Origin of the sequence: Actinomadura physcomitrii (assembly GCF_008923205.2) — a bacterium.
GTDB lineage: Bacteria > Actinomycetota > Actinomycetes > Streptosporangiales > Streptosporangiaceae > Spirillospora > Spirillospora physcomitrii.
Genome location: NZ_WBMS02000053.1, coordinates 1 through 16731 on the forward strand (window position 1 = coordinate 1; position 16731 = coordinate 16731).

17 protein-coding genes, 1 rRNA gene and 1 pseudogene are annotated in these 16731 nt (G+C 74.1%); 11 read left to right on the plus strand and 8 right to left on the minus strand.

The annotated features are described in order from the left end of the window. Positions 1-207 precede the first annotated feature (207 nt). Positions 208-324: ribosomal RNA gene (gene rrf, locus F8568_RS40450) — 5S ribosomal RNA — on the plus strand. Positions 325-560: 236 nt separating this feature from the next. Here the strand turns inward: rrf and F8568_RS49060 are convergent. The 3 genes and pseudogenes from F8568_RS49060 to F8568_RS40465 form a co-directional block, all read right to left on the minus strand. Further along, positions 561-746, minus strand: a pseudogene (locus F8568_RS49060) (transposase); the annotation flags it as partial. Further along, positions 727-1227 carry a tetratricopeptide repeat protein gene (locus tag F8568_RS40460; protein WP_151599136.1) on the minus strand — a complete coding sequence of 167 codons (501 nt, stop codon included), beginning with the start codon at positions 1225-1227 and terminating at the stop codon, positions 727-729. The gene F8568_RS40460 and the pseudogene F8568_RS49060, both read right to left, overlap by 20 nt. Positions 1228-1437: 210 nt before the next feature. Then, the gene (locus tag F8568_RS40465; RefSeq protein WP_151599138.1) at positions 1438-1647 is read right to left on the minus strand and encodes a hypothetical protein; all 210 of its coding nucleotides are present in this window, start codon (positions 1645-1647) and stop codon (positions 1438-1440) included. Positions 1648-1905: 258 nt separating this feature from the next. On the opposite strand from F8568_RS40465, the gene F8568_RS40470 reads away from it, so the two are divergent. Further along, a complete protein-coding gene (locus F8568_RS40470) occupies positions 1906-2700 on the plus strand; it encodes a hypothetical protein (RefSeq protein WP_151599140.1) in 795 nt (264 codons plus the stop codon). A 109-nt stretch (positions 2701-2809) separates the two neighbouring features. Here F8568_RS40470 and F8568_RS40475 read toward each other — a convergent pair whose 3' ends face one another. Further along, the gene (locus tag F8568_RS40475; protein WP_151599142.1) at positions 2810-3550 is read right to left on the minus strand and encodes a maleylpyruvate isomerase family mycothiol-dependent enzyme; all 741 of its coding nucleotides are present in this window, start codon (positions 3548-3550) and stop codon (positions 2810-2812) included. Between the two features lie 86 nt (positions 3551-3636). Here F8568_RS40475 and F8568_RS40480 point away from each other — a divergent pair, with 86 nt between their 5' ends. The 5 genes from F8568_RS40480 (at position 3637) to F8568_RS40500 (ending at position 9924) form a co-directional block, all read left to right on the plus strand. Continuing rightward, the gene (locus F8568_RS40480; protein ID WP_151599144.1) at positions 3637-3945 is read left to right on the plus strand and encodes a LysE family translocator; all 309 of its coding nucleotides are present in this window, start codon (positions 3637-3639) and stop codon (positions 3943-3945) included. Positions 3946-3975: 30 nt separating this feature from the next. Continuing rightward, positions 3976-5277: a UDP-N-acetylglucosamine 1-carboxyvinyltransferase gene (gene murA / locus F8568_RS40485; protein WP_151599146.1), complete on the plus strand. Its 1302-nt coding sequence runs from the start codon at positions 3976-3978 to the stop codon at positions 5275-5277. An 87-nt stretch (positions 5278-5364) separates the two neighbouring features. Then, a complete protein-coding gene (locus F8568_RS40490) occupies positions 5365-6243 on the plus strand; it encodes a hypothetical protein (protein ID WP_151599148.1) in 879 nt (292 codons plus the stop codon). 152 nt (positions 6244-6395) lie between these two features. Then, entirely contained in the window at positions 6396-7922 is a 1527-nt protein-coding gene (locus tag F8568_RS40495; RefSeq protein ID WP_151599150.1) for an FAD-dependent monooxygenase, read from the plus strand. 52 nt (positions 7923-7974) lie between these two features. Next, positions 7975-9924 carry an aconitate hydratase gene (locus F8568_RS40500; RefSeq protein WP_151599152.1) on the plus strand — a complete coding sequence of 650 codons (1950 nt, stop codon included), beginning with the start codon at positions 7975-7977 and terminating at the stop codon, positions 9922-9924. 71 nt (positions 9925-9995) lie between these two features. Here the strand turns inward: F8568_RS40500 and F8568_RS40505 are convergent, their stop codons facing one another. Then, a complete protein-coding gene (locus tag F8568_RS40505; RefSeq protein ID WP_151599154.1) occupies positions 9996-10403 on the minus strand; it encodes a DUF2795 domain-containing protein in 408 nt (135 codons plus the stop codon). A 98-nt stretch (positions 10404-10501) separates the two neighbouring features. Here F8568_RS40505 and F8568_RS40510 point away from each other — a divergent pair, with 98 nt between their 5' ends. Together F8568_RS40510 and F8568_RS40515 are read left to right on the plus strand one after the other, a co-directional pair. After that, on the plus strand, positions 10502-10852 hold the full coding sequence (locus F8568_RS40510) for a DUF7668 domain-containing protein (protein WP_151599156.1): 351 nt from the start codon (positions 10502-10504) through the stop codon (positions 10850-10852). 77 nt (positions 10853-10929) lie between these two features. After that, the gene (locus F8568_RS40515; protein ID WP_328601245.1) at positions 10930-12396 is read left to right on the plus strand and encodes an aminotransferase class I/II-fold pyridoxal phosphate-dependent enzyme; all 1467 of its coding nucleotides are present in this window, start codon (positions 10930-10932) and stop codon (positions 12394-12396) included. A gap of 12 nt (positions 12397-12408) precedes the next feature. On the opposite strand, the gene F8568_RS40520 is transcribed toward F8568_RS40515, so the two are convergent. Continuing rightward, positions 12409-13812 (minus strand): cytochrome P450 family protein, encoded by a 1404-nt coding sequence (locus F8568_RS40520; protein ID WP_151599158.1) that lies wholly within the window; start codon positions 13810-13812, stop codon positions 12409-12411. Positions 13813-13956: 144 nt separating this feature from the next. On the opposite strand from F8568_RS40520, the gene F8568_RS40525 reads away from it, so the two are divergent. Further along, positions 13957-14145, plus strand: a complete 189-nt coding sequence (locus F8568_RS40525; RefSeq protein ID WP_151599160.1) for a DUF5302 domain-containing protein — start codon at positions 13957-13959, stop codon at positions 14143-14145. Positions 14146-14226: 81 nt separating this feature from the next. On the opposite strand, the gene F8568_RS40530 is transcribed toward F8568_RS40525, so the two are convergent. Then, the gene (locus F8568_RS40530; protein WP_151599162.1) at positions 14227-14874 is read right to left on the minus strand and encodes a pyridoxamine 5'-phosphate oxidase family protein; all 648 of its coding nucleotides are present in this window, start codon (positions 14872-14874) and stop codon (positions 14227-14229) included. A gap of 210 nt (positions 14875-15084) precedes the next feature. Between F8568_RS40530 and F8568_RS40535 the strand changes: the two genes are divergently transcribed. Beyond that, the gene (locus F8568_RS40535) at positions 15085-15693 is read left to right on the plus strand and encodes a TIGR03086 family metal-binding protein (RefSeq protein ID WP_151599164.1); all 609 of its coding nucleotides are present in this window, start codon (positions 15085-15087) and stop codon (positions 15691-15693) included. Here the strand turns inward: F8568_RS40535 and F8568_RS40540 are convergent. Next, entirely contained in the window at positions 15675-16712 is a 1038-nt protein-coding gene (locus F8568_RS40540; protein WP_151599166.1) for an MBL fold metallo-hydrolase, read from the minus strand. The two genes, F8568_RS40535 and F8568_RS40540, sit on opposite strands and share 19 nt — an antisense overlap. Positions 16713-16731: the final 19 nt, after the last annotated feature.

Genomic DNA, 16731 nt, shown 5'->3' on the forward strand with positions numbered 1-16731 from the left:
AACGTGTGGAGTTGACCGGTACTAATAGGCCGAGTGGCTTGAACACACTGAACGTTCAAAGCATCTCGCTGTTGTGTGGAGTGTTCGCGTCCCTGTGTGGTTCCCGGGAAGCAACCGGGAACCCGTGTTGATAAGTGAAGATTTCTCGAGCCGGCTGCTCGGGACGTCGAGTTTGCCCACTCCTTAGTTGGGGTGGTGCGTGAGGCGTTCGGTGGTCATGGCGGAGGGGAAACACCCGGTCCCATTCCGAACCCGGAAGTTAAGCCCTTCAGCGCCGATGGTACTGCATGGGAGACTGTGTGGGAGAGTAGGACACCGCCGGACACATATTGGGAAGGCCCCGCCGAAAGGCGGGGCCTTCCGCATTTTTGGAGTGCCCGGGTCAGACATCCCTGGACGTTGGATGTCAAGCGGCGAGGGTGTGGTTGTGGTGTGACCAGGCGGTTGCCGACCTGGCGCAGGGCGGCGTTGTGGCCGATGTCGCGGGCGCGGAACTGGTCGTAGTAGGCGCGGACGTGCGGGTCGTGCAGCAGGGCGCAGGAAGCCTGCATGTGCAGGGCGTCGACGAGGCGGTCGTTGTGGACGAACCGGGCCTGGACGGTTCTGGTCTTGCCGGACTGGCGGGTGATCGGCGAGGTCCCGGCGTAGTTCTTGCAGGCCTTGGCCGAGGCATAGCGGCGGGGGCGTCTGCGAACTCGGCGAGCACCCGGGCACCGAGGATCACGCCTACTCCCGGCTGGAAGCAGATGATCTCAGCGTCCGGGTGCCGGCCAAAATGGGGCGCGGAAGGTGACGGGAGAGCGCACCGAGCGCGAGAGCCGCCGCCTCGCGGTCACGGTCGAGATCGGTGAGCGCCAGGGCGAGGAAGGCCGTGACGGCGTCGTCGAGTTCGTCGGAGCCGGCCTCACGCTCCGCTGCGAGCAGCCTGACGCTTTCCTCCGCCTCGCCGAGGTTCCGCAGCGTGCTGGCGAACTGGATGGTCGCCCGGCGGCGATGCGAGTCGGGCAGTCCCGCGGCGAACGCGCGCCGGTAATGCATGGCCGCCTCCGCTTCATGCCCGATGGAGTCGTGGGCGGAGGCCAGTTCGTACTCCGCAATGCCGTTACCGCTGGGAAGCTCGCTGGTCAGTTCCTTGACCTTGGCGAGGAACGCCTGCGGTTCGTGATCATCGAAGGCGGCCCAGAGGTCGGCGATGCGCCGGTGCCACCGTTCGTCCGGAGTGGTCATCCCGGAAGCTTTCCATATGGGTCGGTGGTTCGTCGGACGGCCGCTCGTCGTGGCCGTCGGCTGGCCACCGGGAGCGCTGCACCAAGGTGAACGAAGCAACGCGTGTGCAACGTGTGATGGGTGAGAATTGGACCTGTCCGGTGATGGCCGGACCATGGTCGCGCCGGTGCCAACCCACACACTTGCACTGGCGCGGCCACCGGACCTCCCTCATACGTTCACGTGACGGTTCTCCGCGTTGGGCTCGTGCATCCGCGTTGTGTGACGTCCCGGTAGGCCGAAGAGGGCGGCTGCGGTCAGGACGCAGGCGGCGGCGATGATCGGAAGGGCGCCGGGGCCGGACGAGCCGATGACCCAGCCGCCCAGGCCCGCGCCGAGCGAGGTGCCGAGGTAGACGGCGCTGCTGCTGAGCGCGGGCACCTGGGGTCCCGCGTCGGGCCCGGTGAGCGTGAGGACGCGCGCCTGCACGGCCGGCGCCGAGCGGGAGCACCTGATGACCGCGCTCGAGAAGATCCACCGTGCCGCGACCGCCCTGCTCGAAGAGTCCCGTCCGGTCGGCTGAGCCGCGTCACGGGGGTGGAGCCGTCGCAGCGGCCCCGAGTTCACCGACGCAGGGAGGCGGTTCGCCGGCGGATATCGGTGCCTTGTTCTGTCGGAGGCCGTTGTTAGCGTGCGGCCATGACTCTTCTCGGGACGTACGAGGACGGCGATTATCGAGCCGAATTCGGCACGCTCGTGGTCCGCGGATTCTGGCCTGCCGGTGTCGGAGGAACGGGGGAACTCCGCCATCTGAACCTGCCCCTTCTGGCGGAGGACGCCTTCGCCGCGGGCGCGAAGAGCGACGTCGCGAGGGCGGGTGCCGGCTGGGTTCTCGGCACCGCCGCACCGCATGCCCACGTGCGTCTCGAGGCGTATGACGCCCCGCCCGGGAACGGCGCCGCCGGGTGGAGCGATGTGCTGGAAACGCCTTTCCTGACTTCCCGCGGCGAAGTCGGGCTCGCCCATGCGTGCGGCGGTGTTTCGCCATGGAACATGAAACTCGCGAAGCCCGGGCTTCATCGGCTTCGCGTTCTCCGCCGCCGGACCTCCGATGGGCACCGGTGGCTTCTGCAATTCTGGCCGGTGACCGGTTCGCCCGGGGCGCCGCGTTTCCTGGCCCGTTCCCGGCCCGCCGCCGGTACTGACCGTCCCGGGCACGGGGACAAGCGTTACGGGCCGCTGGCCATGGACGTGCTGTCGGTGGCGCTGTGGTCGCCCGGCCGCCACACCCGTGCGGCCCTGGCCGAACGCCTTCTGGCGACCCCGGAGCAAGTCCGCGAGGCCCTCCGCTACCTGACCCGGCGCGGGATGCTGCGCGTCGGCGGCGCCGACACGGGCCCCGCGTCGACGATCGCGCTCGTCCCGCAGCGGTCGCGCCCTCCCGACGGGGGTGCTCCGCCGGCGGCGCGGCCTTGGCAGACGGCGGCGCGATGAGCGGACGTCGCTTCGCCGGCGGCGGAGCGGAAGGCGCCGCCCGGTTCAGGCGGTGGCGTTCGCGCGGATCGCTCGCGGGCAGGCCGGTCCGGTCGTCCGCCGCGGCCGGTCAGGCGGCGTAGTTGCGGACGAGGCGGAGCGCCTCGGCGGCGTCCGGGCCCTCGGCGCGAAGGACGGTCTGCTCGGGCGTGAGGCGGCGGGCGCCGACCCGGCAGAAGTCCGCGGCCGGACCGGTGATCCGGTTCGGCGCCCCGGGGTCGCCGAAGGTCCAGCGCGTCCCGTCCGGCGCGGTGAGGTCGCAGTGGACGGCCGCGTCGGGCCGGCCCGCGACCGAGAACGCGTAGGGGAGCGTCCGGTGGGCGAGCCAGGCGATGTGGTGCAGCCGGTCGGTGTCGGGGTAGTCGATGCCGAGCGGGACGGTGATGTCCTGCGCGTGCGCCCAGTGCTCGGCGAGCCGCGTCGTGGCGAGTGTGCGCGGGGAGAGGGACGTCCTGACCCAGGTGAGGCGGGTGCCCGGCGGGAAGGAGCGGAGCGTGCCCGGCGTGGCGAAGGCCGCCTTGCGCCAGCGGGCGAGGACGCTGTCCGCCGGGGCGCCGCGCTCGGCGGCGACGCGGTCGGCCATCGCGGCGTCGACGGTGGTCGCGGTGGACGGCAGGAACGCGCCGTCGCCGTCGCCGGCGGTGGCCGGCGTGCCGACCGCCTCCTCGCTCTGCGCGAGGTGCAGGACCACGTCGGAGACGGTCCAGCCCTCCGCGCCGGACGGAGCGGACCACTGCTCCGGGCTGAGCGCCGCCAGCACGGCGTCCAGTTGCCGGTACTCGGCCGCGAGGTCGTCCAGGACATCCGCCATGCGGCCACCATACCGACTGGAAGGCCAGGCGCGGCGGGCCCACCGCCGAGCCCGCCGAGCCCGTCGAGGAGGCCGCCGGGCCGGCCGTGGCGGGTTCCCGCCGGGCCGCGTTCCGGGCCGGGTTCGGGACGAACCTGCTGAACCCCAAGGCCGGGATCTTCTACATGAGCCTGATCCCGCAGTTCATGCCGCACGGGGCGCCGGCGTTCGGCACGACGCTCCTGTTCACCGCCATCGACGTCGCGGAGCTGGCCGTCTGGTACTGGCTGGTGTCCGGGGCGGCGGCGAAGCTGGCGGAGCGGCTGCGGCGGCCGCGGGTGCGGCGGCGCCTGGAGCAGGCGGCCGGGGTCGCGTTCCTCGGGTTCGCGGCGAACCTTCTCGCGGACCGCGCCTGACCGGTCCGGATCCGCCGTAGGCTTGCACGGGTGACCGAGAAGCTCTGGGAGATCGAACCGTCCGGGCCGCTGCGCGGCGACGTCACCGTCCGGGGGGCGAAGAACGCGGTCAGCAAGCACATGGTCGCGGCGATGCTCGGCACGGAGCCGAGCACGATCCGCAACGCTCCCGACGTCGGTGAGGTCGGGATCACGGCGGGGATGCTCGAGCACATCGGGATGGCCGTGGAGCGGTCGGGCGGAGAGATCACCGTGGTGCCCGGGCCGGTCGCGGACCCGAGCGTCGGCAAGGCGTTCACCGGGCTGAACCGCATCCCGATCCTGATGCTGGGCCCGCTGCTGCACCTGGCGGGGGAGGCGTTCGTCCCGCTGGTCGGCGGCGACCCGATCGGGCGGCGGCCGGTCGACTTCCACGTGGCCGCGCTGCGCGCGTTCGGCGCCGAGGTGACGCTCGCCGCCGACGGCATCCACGCCCGCGCGTCCCGGCTGGTCGGGACGCGGATCGACCTGCCGTACCCGAGCGTCGGCGCCACCGAGACGGTGCTGCTCGCGGCGGTCAGGGCGCAGGGCAAGACGGTCATCCGGAACGCGGCGACCGAACCGGAGATCATCGAGCTGGCGCTGTTCCTGCAGCGGATGGGCGCGCGGATCTCGTTCGCGCCGGACCGCCGGATCGTCGTCGAGGGCGTCGAGCGCCTGGGCGGGGCGGTGACGCGGCTGGCGGGCGACCGGATCGAGGCGTTCTCCTACCTGGTGGCGGGCCTGGTGACCCGGGGCGAGGTGCGGGTGCACGGCTGCCCGCAGGACCGCCTCGTCACCGCGATCACCACGCTGGCCCGGATGGGCGCCCGGTTCGAGATCACCGACGAGTGGATCATGGCGTCGGCGCCGGACGGGCTGCGTCCCGCGGCCGTCCAGACCGACACCCACCCGGGGTTCGCGACGGACTGGCAGACGCCGCTGATGGTGCTGTTCACGCAGGCGGACGGCATGTCGGTGCTGCACGAGACCGTGTACGAGAACCGGCTCGCCTACGTCCCGGCGCTGCAGAGCATGGGCGCCGAGATCGAGGTCTACGACACCTGCCTCGGCGGTCCCGCGTGCCGCTACCACGACACGGCGGCGCTGCACTCGGCGGTCGTGCGCGGGGTGTCGAAGCTGCGCGGCGGGGACGTGACGATGCCGGACATCCGGGCCGGGTTCTCGGCGGTGCTCGCGGCGGCGGTCGCCGAGGGGCCGTCGACGCTGCGCGGCGTCCACCACATCGAGCGCGGCTACCACCGGCCCGTCGAGCAGTTCCGGGCGCTGGGCCTCGCCCTGCGCGCGGTCTAGCCGACCGCACCGCTCCGGACTCGCCCCTTACCCGGTGATGACCGAAACCTCCAAGACGGCGGCGCCGTCCGGGGCGAGGCTGGGGACATGAATCTCGACAAGGCCTCCGACTTCATGGCCACGCACGCGCGCCTGCTCGACCGCCGCCGTTTCGAGCTGCTCACCGGGGAGGGCGACCGGGACGCCGCGCTGGCGGCGCTGAACGCCTACCGGAACCCCGACGGCGGGTACGGCCACGGCCTCGAACCCGATCTGCGCTCGCGGACGAGTCAGCCCGGCCCGGCGCTGCACGCCTTCGAGGTGTTCGCCGAACTGGCACCCGCGGCGGCGCCCGAGGCGGCCGCGCTCTGCGACTGGCTGGAGACGGTGACGCTGCCGGACGGCGGCATCCCGTTCGGCGTGCGCGTCCCCGACCCGGCCGGATGCGCGCCGTTCTGGGCGGGCGCCGACCCGGACGCGTCGTCGCTGCAGATCACCGCGGTGGTCGCCGCGACCGCGCACCGTGCCGCCGCGCATGACCCGGCGGTCGCCGCGCATCCGTGGCTCGCCCGCGCCACCCGCTTCTGCATGGACGCCGTCCGCGCGAAGACCGAGCTCCACGCGCTGGAGCTGGCGTTCGCCCTGTGGCTGCTGGACGCCGTGCACGCGACCGAACCGGAGGCGGCCGAACTGATCGCGCTGCTGGGCGAGCACATCCCGCCGGACGGGCTGGTCCCCGTCGCGGGCGGGCTGGAGGACGAGATGATGCGTCCGCTCGACTTCGCGCCGCTGCCGGGCACGCCCGTCCGGGCGCTGTTCGCGCCGGACGTCGTCGCCGCGGAACTCGACCGGCTGGAGCGCGCGCAGGAGGCGGACGGCGGATGGCGCGTCGACTTCGCGAACTACTCGCCCGCCGCCGGACTGGAGTGGCGCGGCTACCAGACCGTCAAGGCCGTCGCCATCCTGCGCGCCAACGGCCGCGGCTAGAGCGCCGGGCGGGAGCGTTCCCGCCGGTCGCCGTCGCGGCCGACGCGTCGGCGGTCGGCGGGCCGGTTTCCGGCCGTCCCGGCGCGTGATGAGCCGCCGTTCGCGGGAAGGGGTGTAGGGCCGCACCCGCGCACGGACGGAAGGGGATCCGGATGCCGCCCAGGCCGACGGGGAACGTGCTGATCGTGGGCGCCGGTCCGACCGGGCTCCTGCTCGCCGGGGACCTCGCGGCGGCCGGCGTCGGATGCACCGTCCTGGAGCGGCGCCCGGCGGAGACCGACAACCTCACCCGCGCGTTCGCCGTGCACGCGCGGACGCTGGAGCTGCTCGACGCGCGCGGTGTCGCCGACGAGCTGGTCGCGACGGGGGAGCGGGTCGGCGGGCTGCGGCTGCTCGGCGCCGCCGCGCTGGATCTGTCCCGGCTCCCCGGCCGCTTCCCGTACGTGCTCGTCACGCCGCAGTACGAGACGGAGCGGGTGCTGCGCGAGCGCGCGCTGGCGGCCGGGGCGGAGATCGTCCACGGCGCGGAGGCGACCGGCCTCCGTCAGGACGCGGTGGGCGTGGACGTCGACGTCCGGATGGCCGGCGGGTCCACGGCGACCCGCCGCGCGTCCTACGTCGTCGGCGCCGACGGCGTCCGCAGCACCGTCCGCAAGGCGCTCGGCATGCCGTTCCCCGGCAGGGCCGTGGTGCGGTCGGTGATGCTGGCGGACGTGCGGCTGGACGACGCGCCCGCCGAGGTCCTCACCGCCGGGGCGTCCGGTGACGCGTTCGCGTTCATCGCGCCGTTCGGCTACGGCTGGTACCGGGTGATCGCCTGGGACCGCCGGCACCAGGCCGCCGACTCCGAGCCCGTCGACCTGGACGAGATCCGCGACGTCGCGCGCCGCGCCCTCGGCTCCGACCACGGAATGCGCGACCCGCGCTGGACGTCCCGGTTCCACAGCGACGAGCGGCAGGTGCCGCGCTACCGGGCGGGACGGGTGTTCCTCGCGGGCGACGCCGCGCACGTCCACTCCCCGGCGGGCGGCCAGGGCATGAACACCGGGATGCAGGACGCGGCGAACCTCGGCTGGAAGCTCGCCGCCGAGCTGAACGGGTGGGCGCCGTCGTGGCTGCTGGACAGCTACCAGGAGGAGCGCCACCCGGTCGGCGTGCAGGTCCTGCGCGGCAGCGGGGCGCTGCTGAGGTTCGCCACGGTCGAGCAGCCGTGGCTGCGCCGCGGCCGGGCCGTCGCGGCGTGGGCGGCGACGCACGTGCGGCCGGTCGCGCGGCGGCTGGCCGGCGCGGTGTCCGGGATCGACGTCGCCTACCCGGCGCCGCGCGGCGCGCACCGCCTCACCGGGATGCGCGCCCCGGACGTCCCCGTCGCGGGCGCTCCGGGGCGCCTCTACCGGCTGCTCGGCGACGGGCGGTTCGTTCTCGTGGTCGCCGCGAACGACCCGGCGGTCACCTACCTGGCGACCAAGCGGTGGGCGGGACGGGTGCACTGCGCGCTCGCCGGCGGCGCCACCCGCACGACGGCGCTGGTCCGGCCGGACGGCTACATCGCGTGGGCGTGCGACGAGACCGCGCCGGACCGGCGGGCCACCGCGATCCGGGAGGCGCTCGCGCAGTGGTGCGGGCGCCCGGAGGATCGTCCGGCGCACCACCGGGAACGTCCCGCCCGGCCCGTCTGAGCGCGCCCGGGCCCGTCCAGAGTCACGACCGGAGGGAGCGGAGGAACCGCCCATGGCCAACGGCACCGCGGGCCGCAACGTCGCCCGCAAGCTGATCGCCTCGCACCTGGTGAGCGGCGAGATGGAGCCCGGTACCGAGATCGGGATCCGCATCGACCAGACCCTCACCCAGGACGCCACCGGCACGATGGTGATGCTGGAGCTGGAGGCGCTCGACCTGGACCGAGTCCGCACGGACGTGTCGGTGCAGTACGTCGACCACAACCTGCTGCAGGCCGACGAGCGGAACATGGCCGACCACATCTTCCTGCGGTCGGCGTGCCGCCGCTACGGCCTCTGGTACTCGAGGCCCGGCAACGGCGTCTCGCATCCCACGCACATGCAGCGGTTCGGCGTGCCCGGCGCCACGATGGTCGGCTCCGACTCCCACACCTGCGCGGCCGGGGCGCTCGGCATGCTCGCGATGGGCGTCGGCGGGCTGGAGGCCGCCATGGCGATTGCGGGCGAGCCGATCCACGTGACGATGCCGGAGATCTGGGGGATCCGGCTCACCGGGGAACTGCCGCCGTGGGTCAGCGCCAAGGACGTGATCCTGGAGATGCTGCGGCGGCACGGCGTCCGCGGCGGCGTCGGCCGCATCATCGAGTACCACGGGCCCGGCCTCGCCGGCCTGACGGCGATGGACCGGCACGTCATCGCGAACATGGGCGCCGAGCTGGGCGCGACGACGACGGTGTTCCCGTCCGACGAACGCGTCCTGGAGTTCTTGCGCGGCGAGGACCGCGAGGACGACTTCACCGAGATCGTCGCCGACCCGGACGCGTCCTACGACGTCACCGACGAGATCGACCTGTCGGCGCTGGAGCCGCTGATCGCCCGGCCGTCCTCGCCCGGCGACGTGGTGCCGGTCCGGGAGGTCGCGGGGGAGGAGGTGCACCAGGTCGTCGTCGGGTCGTCGGCGAACCCGGGGCTGCGCGACTTCGCGTCCGTCGCCGCGATCGTCAAGGGCCGGCAGGTGCGTCCGCACGTGTCGCTGGACGTGAACCCGACGTCCCGGCAGATCCTCGTCGACCTCACGAAGATGGGCGCCGCGACCGACCTGATCCAGGCCGGCGCGCGGATCCACCAGGCCGGCTGCCTCGGCTGCATCGGCATGGGCCAGGCGCCCGCGGTCGGCCGCAACAGCCTGCGGACGTTCCCGCGCAACTTCCCCGGCCGCTCCGGGACCGCCGACGACCGGGTGTGGCTGTGCTCGCCGGAGACCGCCGCGGCCGCCGCGCTCACCGGGAAGATCACCGACCCGCGCGAGCTGGACATGGAACCGCCGCTCCTGCGCCTGCCGGAACGCTCCAGCGTCAACCGGGAGATGCTGGAGGCGCCGCTCCCCGAGGACGAGGCGCGCCGCGTCGAGCTGGACAAGGCACCGAGCATCGGCGTGCTCCCCGACCTGGACCCGCTGCCGGACGACATGGACGTCCCGGTCGTCATCAAGGTCGGCGACGACGTGTCCACCGACGAGATCCTCATGGCGGGTGCGCAGGCTCTGCCGTACCGCAGCGACATCGCCAAGCTGGCCGACTTCGCGTTCGTCCGCATCGACGAGGGCTATCCGGAGCGCGCGCGGGAGGCCGGGCCGCACGCCGTCGTCGGCGGCCGCAACTACGGGCAGGGCTCGTCGCGGGAGCACGCCGCGATCGCGCCGCGCCATCTCGGGCTGCGGCTCGTCCTCGCCCGCGGCTACGCCCGCATCCACTGGCAGAACCTGGTCAACTTCGGGATCCTGCCGCTGGAGTTCGCCGACGAGGCCGGCTACGACCGTGTCGAGCAGGGCGACCGGCTGCGGATCGAAGGCGTCCGCGCGGCGCTGGAGAAGGGGACCGAGATCGAGGTCCGCAACCTCACCAGGGACGAGACCTACCGCGCCCGGCACCGCCTGTCGCCGCGCCAGCGCGACCTCGTCGCCGCCGGCGGCCAGATCCCCGCCCTCCGCGCCCGCCGTTGACTTGCGGCGAGTCGTCGTCATCCGGCCGCCCATAACGACGACTCGCCGCAAGTGAACGGGGTTCGGTGCGGTCAGAAGCGGCGGTTCTCGCGGCCGTAGCCGAGTTCGTCGGCGACGTCGGCGACGTTCTCGTACTCGCGGTCGGGCAGCGTCTCCAGCGCGCCGACCGCCGCGTCGTCGGCGCCCGCGCCGGAGGCGTGCGCGACCAGGTCGTCGGGGCGCGCGGGGTAGCGGACGCCGGACAGCAGCCGGGCCAGGTTGCTGCGACCCTCCACGTCGCCCGCGCTCATCCCGGGCGGCGACCCCTCGCGCGGGTCGCCGGAGGCGGCGGTCGGATCCCAGGGCGCGTCACCGGAGTACGGTTCGGTCTCCTTGAACTCCTCGGCGTGGGTGGGGTGCCCGCCGCGGACCAAGCCCTCCGTCTCGTGGCCGATCTCGTCGTCCACCTTGGGACCGTGCTTGTCGCTCTTGTCTGGCATGTTCGTCCTCCCTGCGCCTCGACAGGGAGGAGCGTTCCCGGGCGGGGTCGTCTAAACAGCCGGTGATCGGCGCGGGCGGGCGCGGTACGGTGTGCCGCATGCTGCCGGAGGAGGGCGTGAACGCCGTTCGGGTCGTGGTCGGGATGCTGGTCCGCGGCGAGTACGAGGAGCTGGAGACGCTGACCGAGGCCCGCCGGCTCACCGCGGCCGAGATCGCCGCGGCCGTTCGGCGGCACGGACGGGACCTCATCAGCCCGCCGGACGAGGCGTTCCGCGCGATCGACGCGGTCGCCGTCCCCCGCGAGCAGGCGGACGAGCGGGCGTTCCGCGTCGCGTTCCCGCTCTGGACGGCGCAGGACGGCCTGTCGGACCTGGCGTTCGGCCTCACGGTCGCCGAGGTGATGGACGGCGTGTGGACGGTCGAGCTGGACGGTGTCCACGCCGCCTGACCGCGTCCCCCCGCCTCGTTCGGGCCCCTATGATCGCCCGGGCGGGGGCGGCCCCCTTGCAGGCAGGAGGACGCGCAGTGGCAGCGCACATGACGCCGGACGAGTTCCGCCGGTACGGCAAGCAGGTCATCGACTGGATCGCCGACTACCAGGAGAAGATCGAGTCCTATCCCGTGCTGTCGCGGGCCCGCCCCGGCGACGTGCTGGCGGACCTGCCGGCCCACCCGCCCGAGCGCGGCGAGGGGTTCGAGGCCGTCCTCGCCGACATGGACCGCGTCGTCATGCCCGGCGTCACCCACTGGCAGCACCCGGACTTCTTCGCCTACTTCCCGAGCGGCGCCAGCGGCCCGTCCATCCTCGGCGACCTGCTGTCGGCCGGGCTCGGCGTGCAGGGGATGCTGTGGGCGACGAGCCCCGCCTGCACCGAGCTGGAGACCAGGGTGCTCGACTGGCTCGCCGAGCTGCTCGGCCTCCCGGAGCGGTTCCGCGGCGACGGCCCCGGCGGCGGCGTGATCCAGGACTCGGCGTCCGGCGCGGCCCTGGCCGCCGTCGTCGCCGCGCTGCACCGCGCGGACGGCGGCGCCGCCGGACGCCACGGCATCGCCCGCCGCTGCACCCTGTACGTCAGCTCCCAGACGCACTCCTCGCTGGAGAAGGCCGCGCGGATCGCCGGGATCGGGGCGGCGAACGTCCGCGTCGTGGACGTCGACCCGGCGACCCTGGCCATGGACCCCGCGCACCTCGACGCGCTGCTCGCCGAGGACGCCGCGGCGGGCGCGCTGCCCGTCATGGTGTGCGCCACCATCGGCACCACCTCGACCACGGCGGTCGACCCGGTGCCCGCGATCGGCGAGGTCTGCCGCCGGCACGGCGTCTGGCTGCACGTGGACGCCGCCTACGCGGGCGTCGCGGCCGTCTGCCCCGAGCTGCGCGGGATCAACGACGGCGTCGCCGAGTACGCCGACTCCTACGTGACCAACCCGCACAAGTGGCTGCTCACCAACTTCGACTGCACCGCGATGTGGGTGGCCGACCGGGAGCCGCTGGTCGGCGCGCTGTCGGTCCTGCCGGAGTACCTGCGCAACCGGGCGTCCGCGTCCGGCGAGGTGATCGACTACCGCGACTGGCAGATCTCGCTCGGCCGCCGGTTCCGCGCGCTGAAGCTGTGGTCGGTCATCCGCTGGTACGGCGCGGAGGGGCTGCGCGAGCACGTCCGGACCGGCGTGCGGCTGGCCGCGGGGCTCGCGTCCCGGATCGCCGCCGATCCCGCGTTCGCGCTGCTGGAGGAGCCGAAGCTCAGCCTCGTCTGCTTCCGGCCGCGCTGGGACGGCCTGGACGGCGCCGAGGCCGACGCGGCGACGCTGCGGCTGATGGAGCGGCTCAACGCGTCCGGCGACCTCTACCTCACCCACACCAAGGCAGGCGGGCGGGTGCTGCTGCGCGTCGCGATCGGCGCCGCCGGCACGACCGACGCGCATGTGGACGCGGCGTGGCGGCGGATCCGCGAGGGGACCGCCGCGTTGGCCGCCGAGCGTACGCCCTGACGGCGCGCCGGGTCAGCCCTGCGACAGCCGCATCGCCCGCAGGATCCGCCGCACCAGCGACCCCGGCTCGGCCTCGCCGCGCTCAGGCTCCTGCGGGCTACCGTCCGCCTCGGGGGCGGCGGGGGCCTTCCGCCGGGCCTCGCCCGCCAGCTCGTAGTCGACGGGCAGCGAACGCAGGCCACGGATGAGCGGGGACGACCGCCACGCGAGCTGGTCCGGCGGCAGCGCCAGGCGCAGCCCGGCGAACCGCTCGAACAGCCGCTCCACCGCGATCGTCGTGACCGTGGTCGCGAGGTCGCGGCCCAGGCAGGCGTGCGGCCCCGCGCTCCACGCCAGATGCGCGCGCGAGCTGTAGATCGAGTCGGGCGCGGCGTTCCCGGTGAACGCCGGGTCCAGGTGCGCGGCGGCGGGCGACACCATCACCGGGTCGCCGGCCGCGATCTGGAACCGGCCGACGCGCACGTCGGACCGGGGCCAGCGGAACGCCAGGTTCGCCATCGGCGGGTTGGCGGTGGAGGCCCGGTTGATCGCCTCCTGGATCATCCCGGCGGACAGGCTGTCGCGGGCGCCGGTCTCGCCGATCAGCACCTCGGTGATCGTGTTGCAGATGAGCGTGCCGGTGACGTCGCCGACCAGCCCGGTCATCATCGCCATCTCGCCGGTCAGCTCCTCGGCCGTCAGGTCCGGCACCGCCGCGAGCATGTACGACGGGAGGTCGTGGCCGGGGGAGGCGGCCCGTGCCGCGCACACCTCGGCCGTCCGGGCCAGCAGCCGCGCGGACGCCTCCTGCGCGTCCGGTCCGGCGTCCAGGACCCGCCACAGGTCGACGATCAGCCCGTCGTCCTCGTCCGCGCCGGTGCCGAGCAGCCGCCCGACGACCATCAGCGGCAGCGGCCGCGCGTACTGCGCGGCGAGGTCGGCGTAGCCGGTCCGGCCGCCGTTCTCGGCCAGCACGTCGATCAGCTCGTCGGCGTACCGCCGGACGGCCTCCTCCAGCTCCTTGGCCTCCGGGCGGGTCCGGTCCTGGAACGGGCGCAGCCCTTCGCTCCACGCGCTGCGCAGCCGGGTGGAGTCGGCACCGTCGCGGAAGCTGCAGCTGCCCACCTCGATCAGCGGCAGCAGCGGCCAGTCCGCGGGGACGGAGCCCTCCCGGTAGGCGCGCCAGGAGTCCACCCGCCGGCTCCACAGGCCCCGCGAGTCGCGCAGGATCTCCAGCGTCTGCGGGTAGCCGATGACCAGCCACGCCGGCACGCCGAGCACGTCCACCGGGGCGACCGGGCCGTACTCGGCGCGGAGCCGCTCGTAGAACACCGCCGGGCGCGCCTCGAAGTCGCGGTTGAGGAGCGGCTGGACGGTCAGCGACTCCAGCGGCGGATGGGCGGGTGCGGCCTCGGCCTGCGGGATCTGGGGCTCCACGATCTCAAACCATAGAGAGTTCCTCCCAGCTCGGCCGGTTGATGGGGAAAACTCCCAAATTGATCTTCGGAGGGGGTGCACATCGCCGTCCGGTACCGGGATGTGTGAGGCTAGGGGGTGCCCCTATGAGAGCTGGAGGTCCGCATGGCCGACCCGAACGGAGACGGTGAGACAGGCGAGGACGACGTGAAGCGCAGGTTCCGGGAGGCCCTGGAACGCAAGCGCGGCGCGGCGGCGAAGAACACCGGCGGGGCGGGCCGGAACGGGTCGAAGGTGAAGGGCGTGCACGAGCGCGCCGACCACCAGCGCCAGTTCCGCCGCAAGAGCGGCTGACCGGCCGCTCGGCGCGCCAGACCCCCGCGCGCGAGAGCGCGGGGGTCGTTCCACGGCCCGGGGGCTCGCGGAACCCGGGTGTCAGCCTCCGTAGAGCTTCTTCTCGTAGGCGGCCCCGTCGTAGTGCCGCTCCAGCTCCTCGAGGCTCTCCTCGGTGTACTGGACGGCCTTGACGATCCGGGCGTGCGAGGGCAGCGTGTCCTCCGCCCACTCCTCGGGCTTCCACATCCGCGAGCGCATCAGCGCCTTCGCGCAGTGGAAGAAGATCTGCTCGATGTCCACGATCAGCGCCAGCGACGGCCGGTGGCCCTTCACGACCATGTCGTCGAAGAACGGCGCCTCCCGCACCAGCCGGGCCCGGCCGTTGATCCGCAGCGTCTCGCCGCGGCGCGGGACCATGAAGAGCAGCCCGACGTGCGGGTTGCTCAAAACGTTCAGGAAGCCGTCCGCGCGGCGGTTGCCGGGACGGTCCGGGATCGCGATCGTGGTGTCGTCGAGCACGTGCGCGAAGCCGGGCGGATCGCCCTTGGGGGAGACGTCGCAGTTGCCCTCGGCGTCGCTGGTGGCGATCAGGCAGAACGGGGACCGCGCGAGCCACTCGCGGTCCCAGGCGTGCAGGGTCGCGCGCTCCTTGTCGATGGCCCGCCGCATCGGGGCGCCCAGCAGCCCGCGCAGCTCCTCCGCGGAGGTGATCTCGACGATGCCGGTGGACTCGGGGGCGAGCGTCATAGCGCTCCTTCCGCCGGGGACTTGGAAGATCATGCTAACCGGTGGCGTCGCGGCGCCCCGGAGGCCGGGTCTCCGTGCCGGCCGCGTCCGGGCCGGGTCCGACGCGCCGCGGGCTCCCGGCGCCGCGAAACTCCTCGTCCCCGTCCGGTGACTTTCCCGCCCCGCCGGGGTCAGTTCACGTGGGGACGGTCCCCGGAAGGCGAGGGCGGGATGAGCTCGGTGGAGACGGTGGCGCTGCTCGAACGGTCCGTCGGTTACGCGCTCGGCGGGCTCGGGGGCGTCACGCCCGCGGCGCTCGGCCGGGCGACGCCGTGCCGCGGCTGGGACCTCGGGATGCTGCTGCGGCACACCGCCGACTCCCTGGACGCCCTGCTGGAGGCCGTGGACACGGGCGCGGTCCGGCTGCACCCGGTGCCCGGGTCCGCGCCCTGCGACACGCCGCCGGACGACCCGGCGGCCGTGCTGGTGGCGGCGCTGCGGTCCGGCGCCCTCCGGCTCCTCGGCGCCTGGACGGCCGCCGGCGACCGGCCGGTCACTGTCGGCGGGTGCCCCATGCACGCGAGCGTGGTCGCGACGACGGGCGCCCTCGAGCTCGCCGTGCACGGCTGGGACATCGCCTGCGCCACCGGGGCCCGCCGGCCCATCCCGCCGGGCCTCGCCGGGCTGCTGCTGGACCCCGCCATGGCCCTGGTCACCGACGCGACGCGCGCCGGGCTGTTCGCCCCGGCCGTCCCGGTCCCCGGCACCGCCGCGCCGGCCGACCGGCTCCTCGCCCACCTCGGCCGCGACCCGCGGGTCCGTCAGGCGCGCGGCGCATAGCGGCGGACGCCGCCTTCCTCGTGGGCGTCCAGGATGCCCTGGTCGGCCAGCACGTCCAGGTGCGCCTCGATCTCCAGCACGGCCATCATCCGGCTGAGGGGCTCCAGGTCGGCGAGCGTGCGGCGGTGCCGCGTCCACGTCATCGCCGCGGCGACCGCGAAGGCCGTCCCGTGGCCCGCGCGGACCCGCTCGGCGGCCGCGTCGAGGCGGGCCGCGTGGTGCTCCAGCAGCTTGTCGATCCGGGCATGGACGCTCGCCGTCACCGGGCCGTGCGCGGGCAGCAGCAGCGTGTCGGGCATGTCGCGGACGAGCCGCAGCGAGTCCAGGTAGCTGCGCAGCGGCCGCGGCTCCGGTTCGGCCTCCAGGCCGATGGACGGGCTGATGTGCGGCAGGACGTGGTCGCCGGCGAACAGCAGCCCGGCCGCCGCGTCCCGCAGCACCACGTGCCCGCGGGTGTGCCCGGGCGTGGCGAACACGTCCAGGCCCCGGCCCGCCAGCGCGACCCGCTCACCGTCGTCCAGCCAGGCGTCGGGCGCGGTCAGCGGGTCCTCCTCGTCGGCGGGGTCGCCCGGGATCCCGGCGATCTCCGCGGCGAGGTCGGCGGCGCCGCAGCGGCGGAGCATCTCGATCTGGCGCGCGTGGACGCCGCCCGGCACGGCGGACGCCTCGATCGACGGCCGCTCGCCGCGCCCGATCCGCACCCGGGTGCCGAACGAGCCGCGCAGCGCGAGCGCCTGCGAGTAGTGGTCCCGGTGCGCGTGCGTGACGAGGAACTGCGCCACGTCGTCGAGCTTGTGCCCGAGGGTGCGCAGCGCACTCCCGAGCGCGCTGCGGCTGTCCGGCATCGCCCAGCCGGAGTCGATCAGGACCGGGCCGCCCGCGTCCTCGATGACGTAGACGTTGACGGCGTGCAGCGACGGGATCGGCAGCGCCAGCGGGATCCGGTGCACGCCGGGCGCCACCGGATGCGCCCCCGGCTCGTACCATTCCGCCGCCTGCTCCACCACCGGTGCCGTCACCGCGCGCCCCCCGATTCTC

Coding starts and splice junctions, on each gene's coding strand:
- F8568_RS40460 (WP_151599136.1), bottom strand. CDS start 1,227: ATGACCACTCCGGACGAACGGTGGCACCGGCGCATCGCCGACCTCTGG.
- F8568_RS40510 (WP_151599156.1), top strand. CDS start 10,502: ATGCTGCCGGAGGAGGGCGTGAACGCCGTTCGGGTCGTGGTCGGGATG.
- F8568_RS40530 (WP_151599162.1), bottom strand. CDS start 14,874: ATGACGCTCGCCCCCGAGTCCACCGGCATCGTCGAGATCACCTCCGCG.
- F8568_RS40495 (WP_151599150.1), top strand. CDS start 6,396: ATGCCGCCCAGGCCGACGGGGAACGTGCTGATCGTGGGCGCCGGTCCG.
- F8568_RS40475 (WP_151599142.1), bottom strand. CDS start 3,550: ATGGCGGATGTCCTGGACGACCTCGCGGCCGAGTACCGGCAACTGGAC.
- F8568_RS40470 (WP_151599140.1), top strand. CDS start 1,906: ATGACTCTTCTCGGGACGTACGAGGACGGCGATTATCGAGCCGAATTC.
- F8568_RS40500 (WP_151599152.1), top strand. CDS start 7,975: ATGGCCAACGGCACCGCGGGCCGCAACGTCGCCCGCAAGCTGATCGCC.
- F8568_RS40505 (WP_151599154.1), bottom strand. CDS start 10,403: ATGCCAGACAAGAGCGACAAGCACGGTCCCAAGGTGGACGACGAGATC.
- F8568_RS40535 (WP_151599164.1), top strand. CDS start 15,085: ATGAGCTCGGTGGAGACGGTGGCGCTGCTCGAACGGTCCGTCGGTTAC.
- F8568_RS40490 (WP_151599148.1), top strand. CDS start 5,365: ATGAATCTCGACAAGGCCTCCGACTTCATGGCCACGCACGCGCGCCTG.
- F8568_RS40525 (WP_151599160.1), top strand. CDS start 13,957: ATGGCCGACCCGAACGGAGACGGTGAGACAGGCGAGGACGACGTGAAG.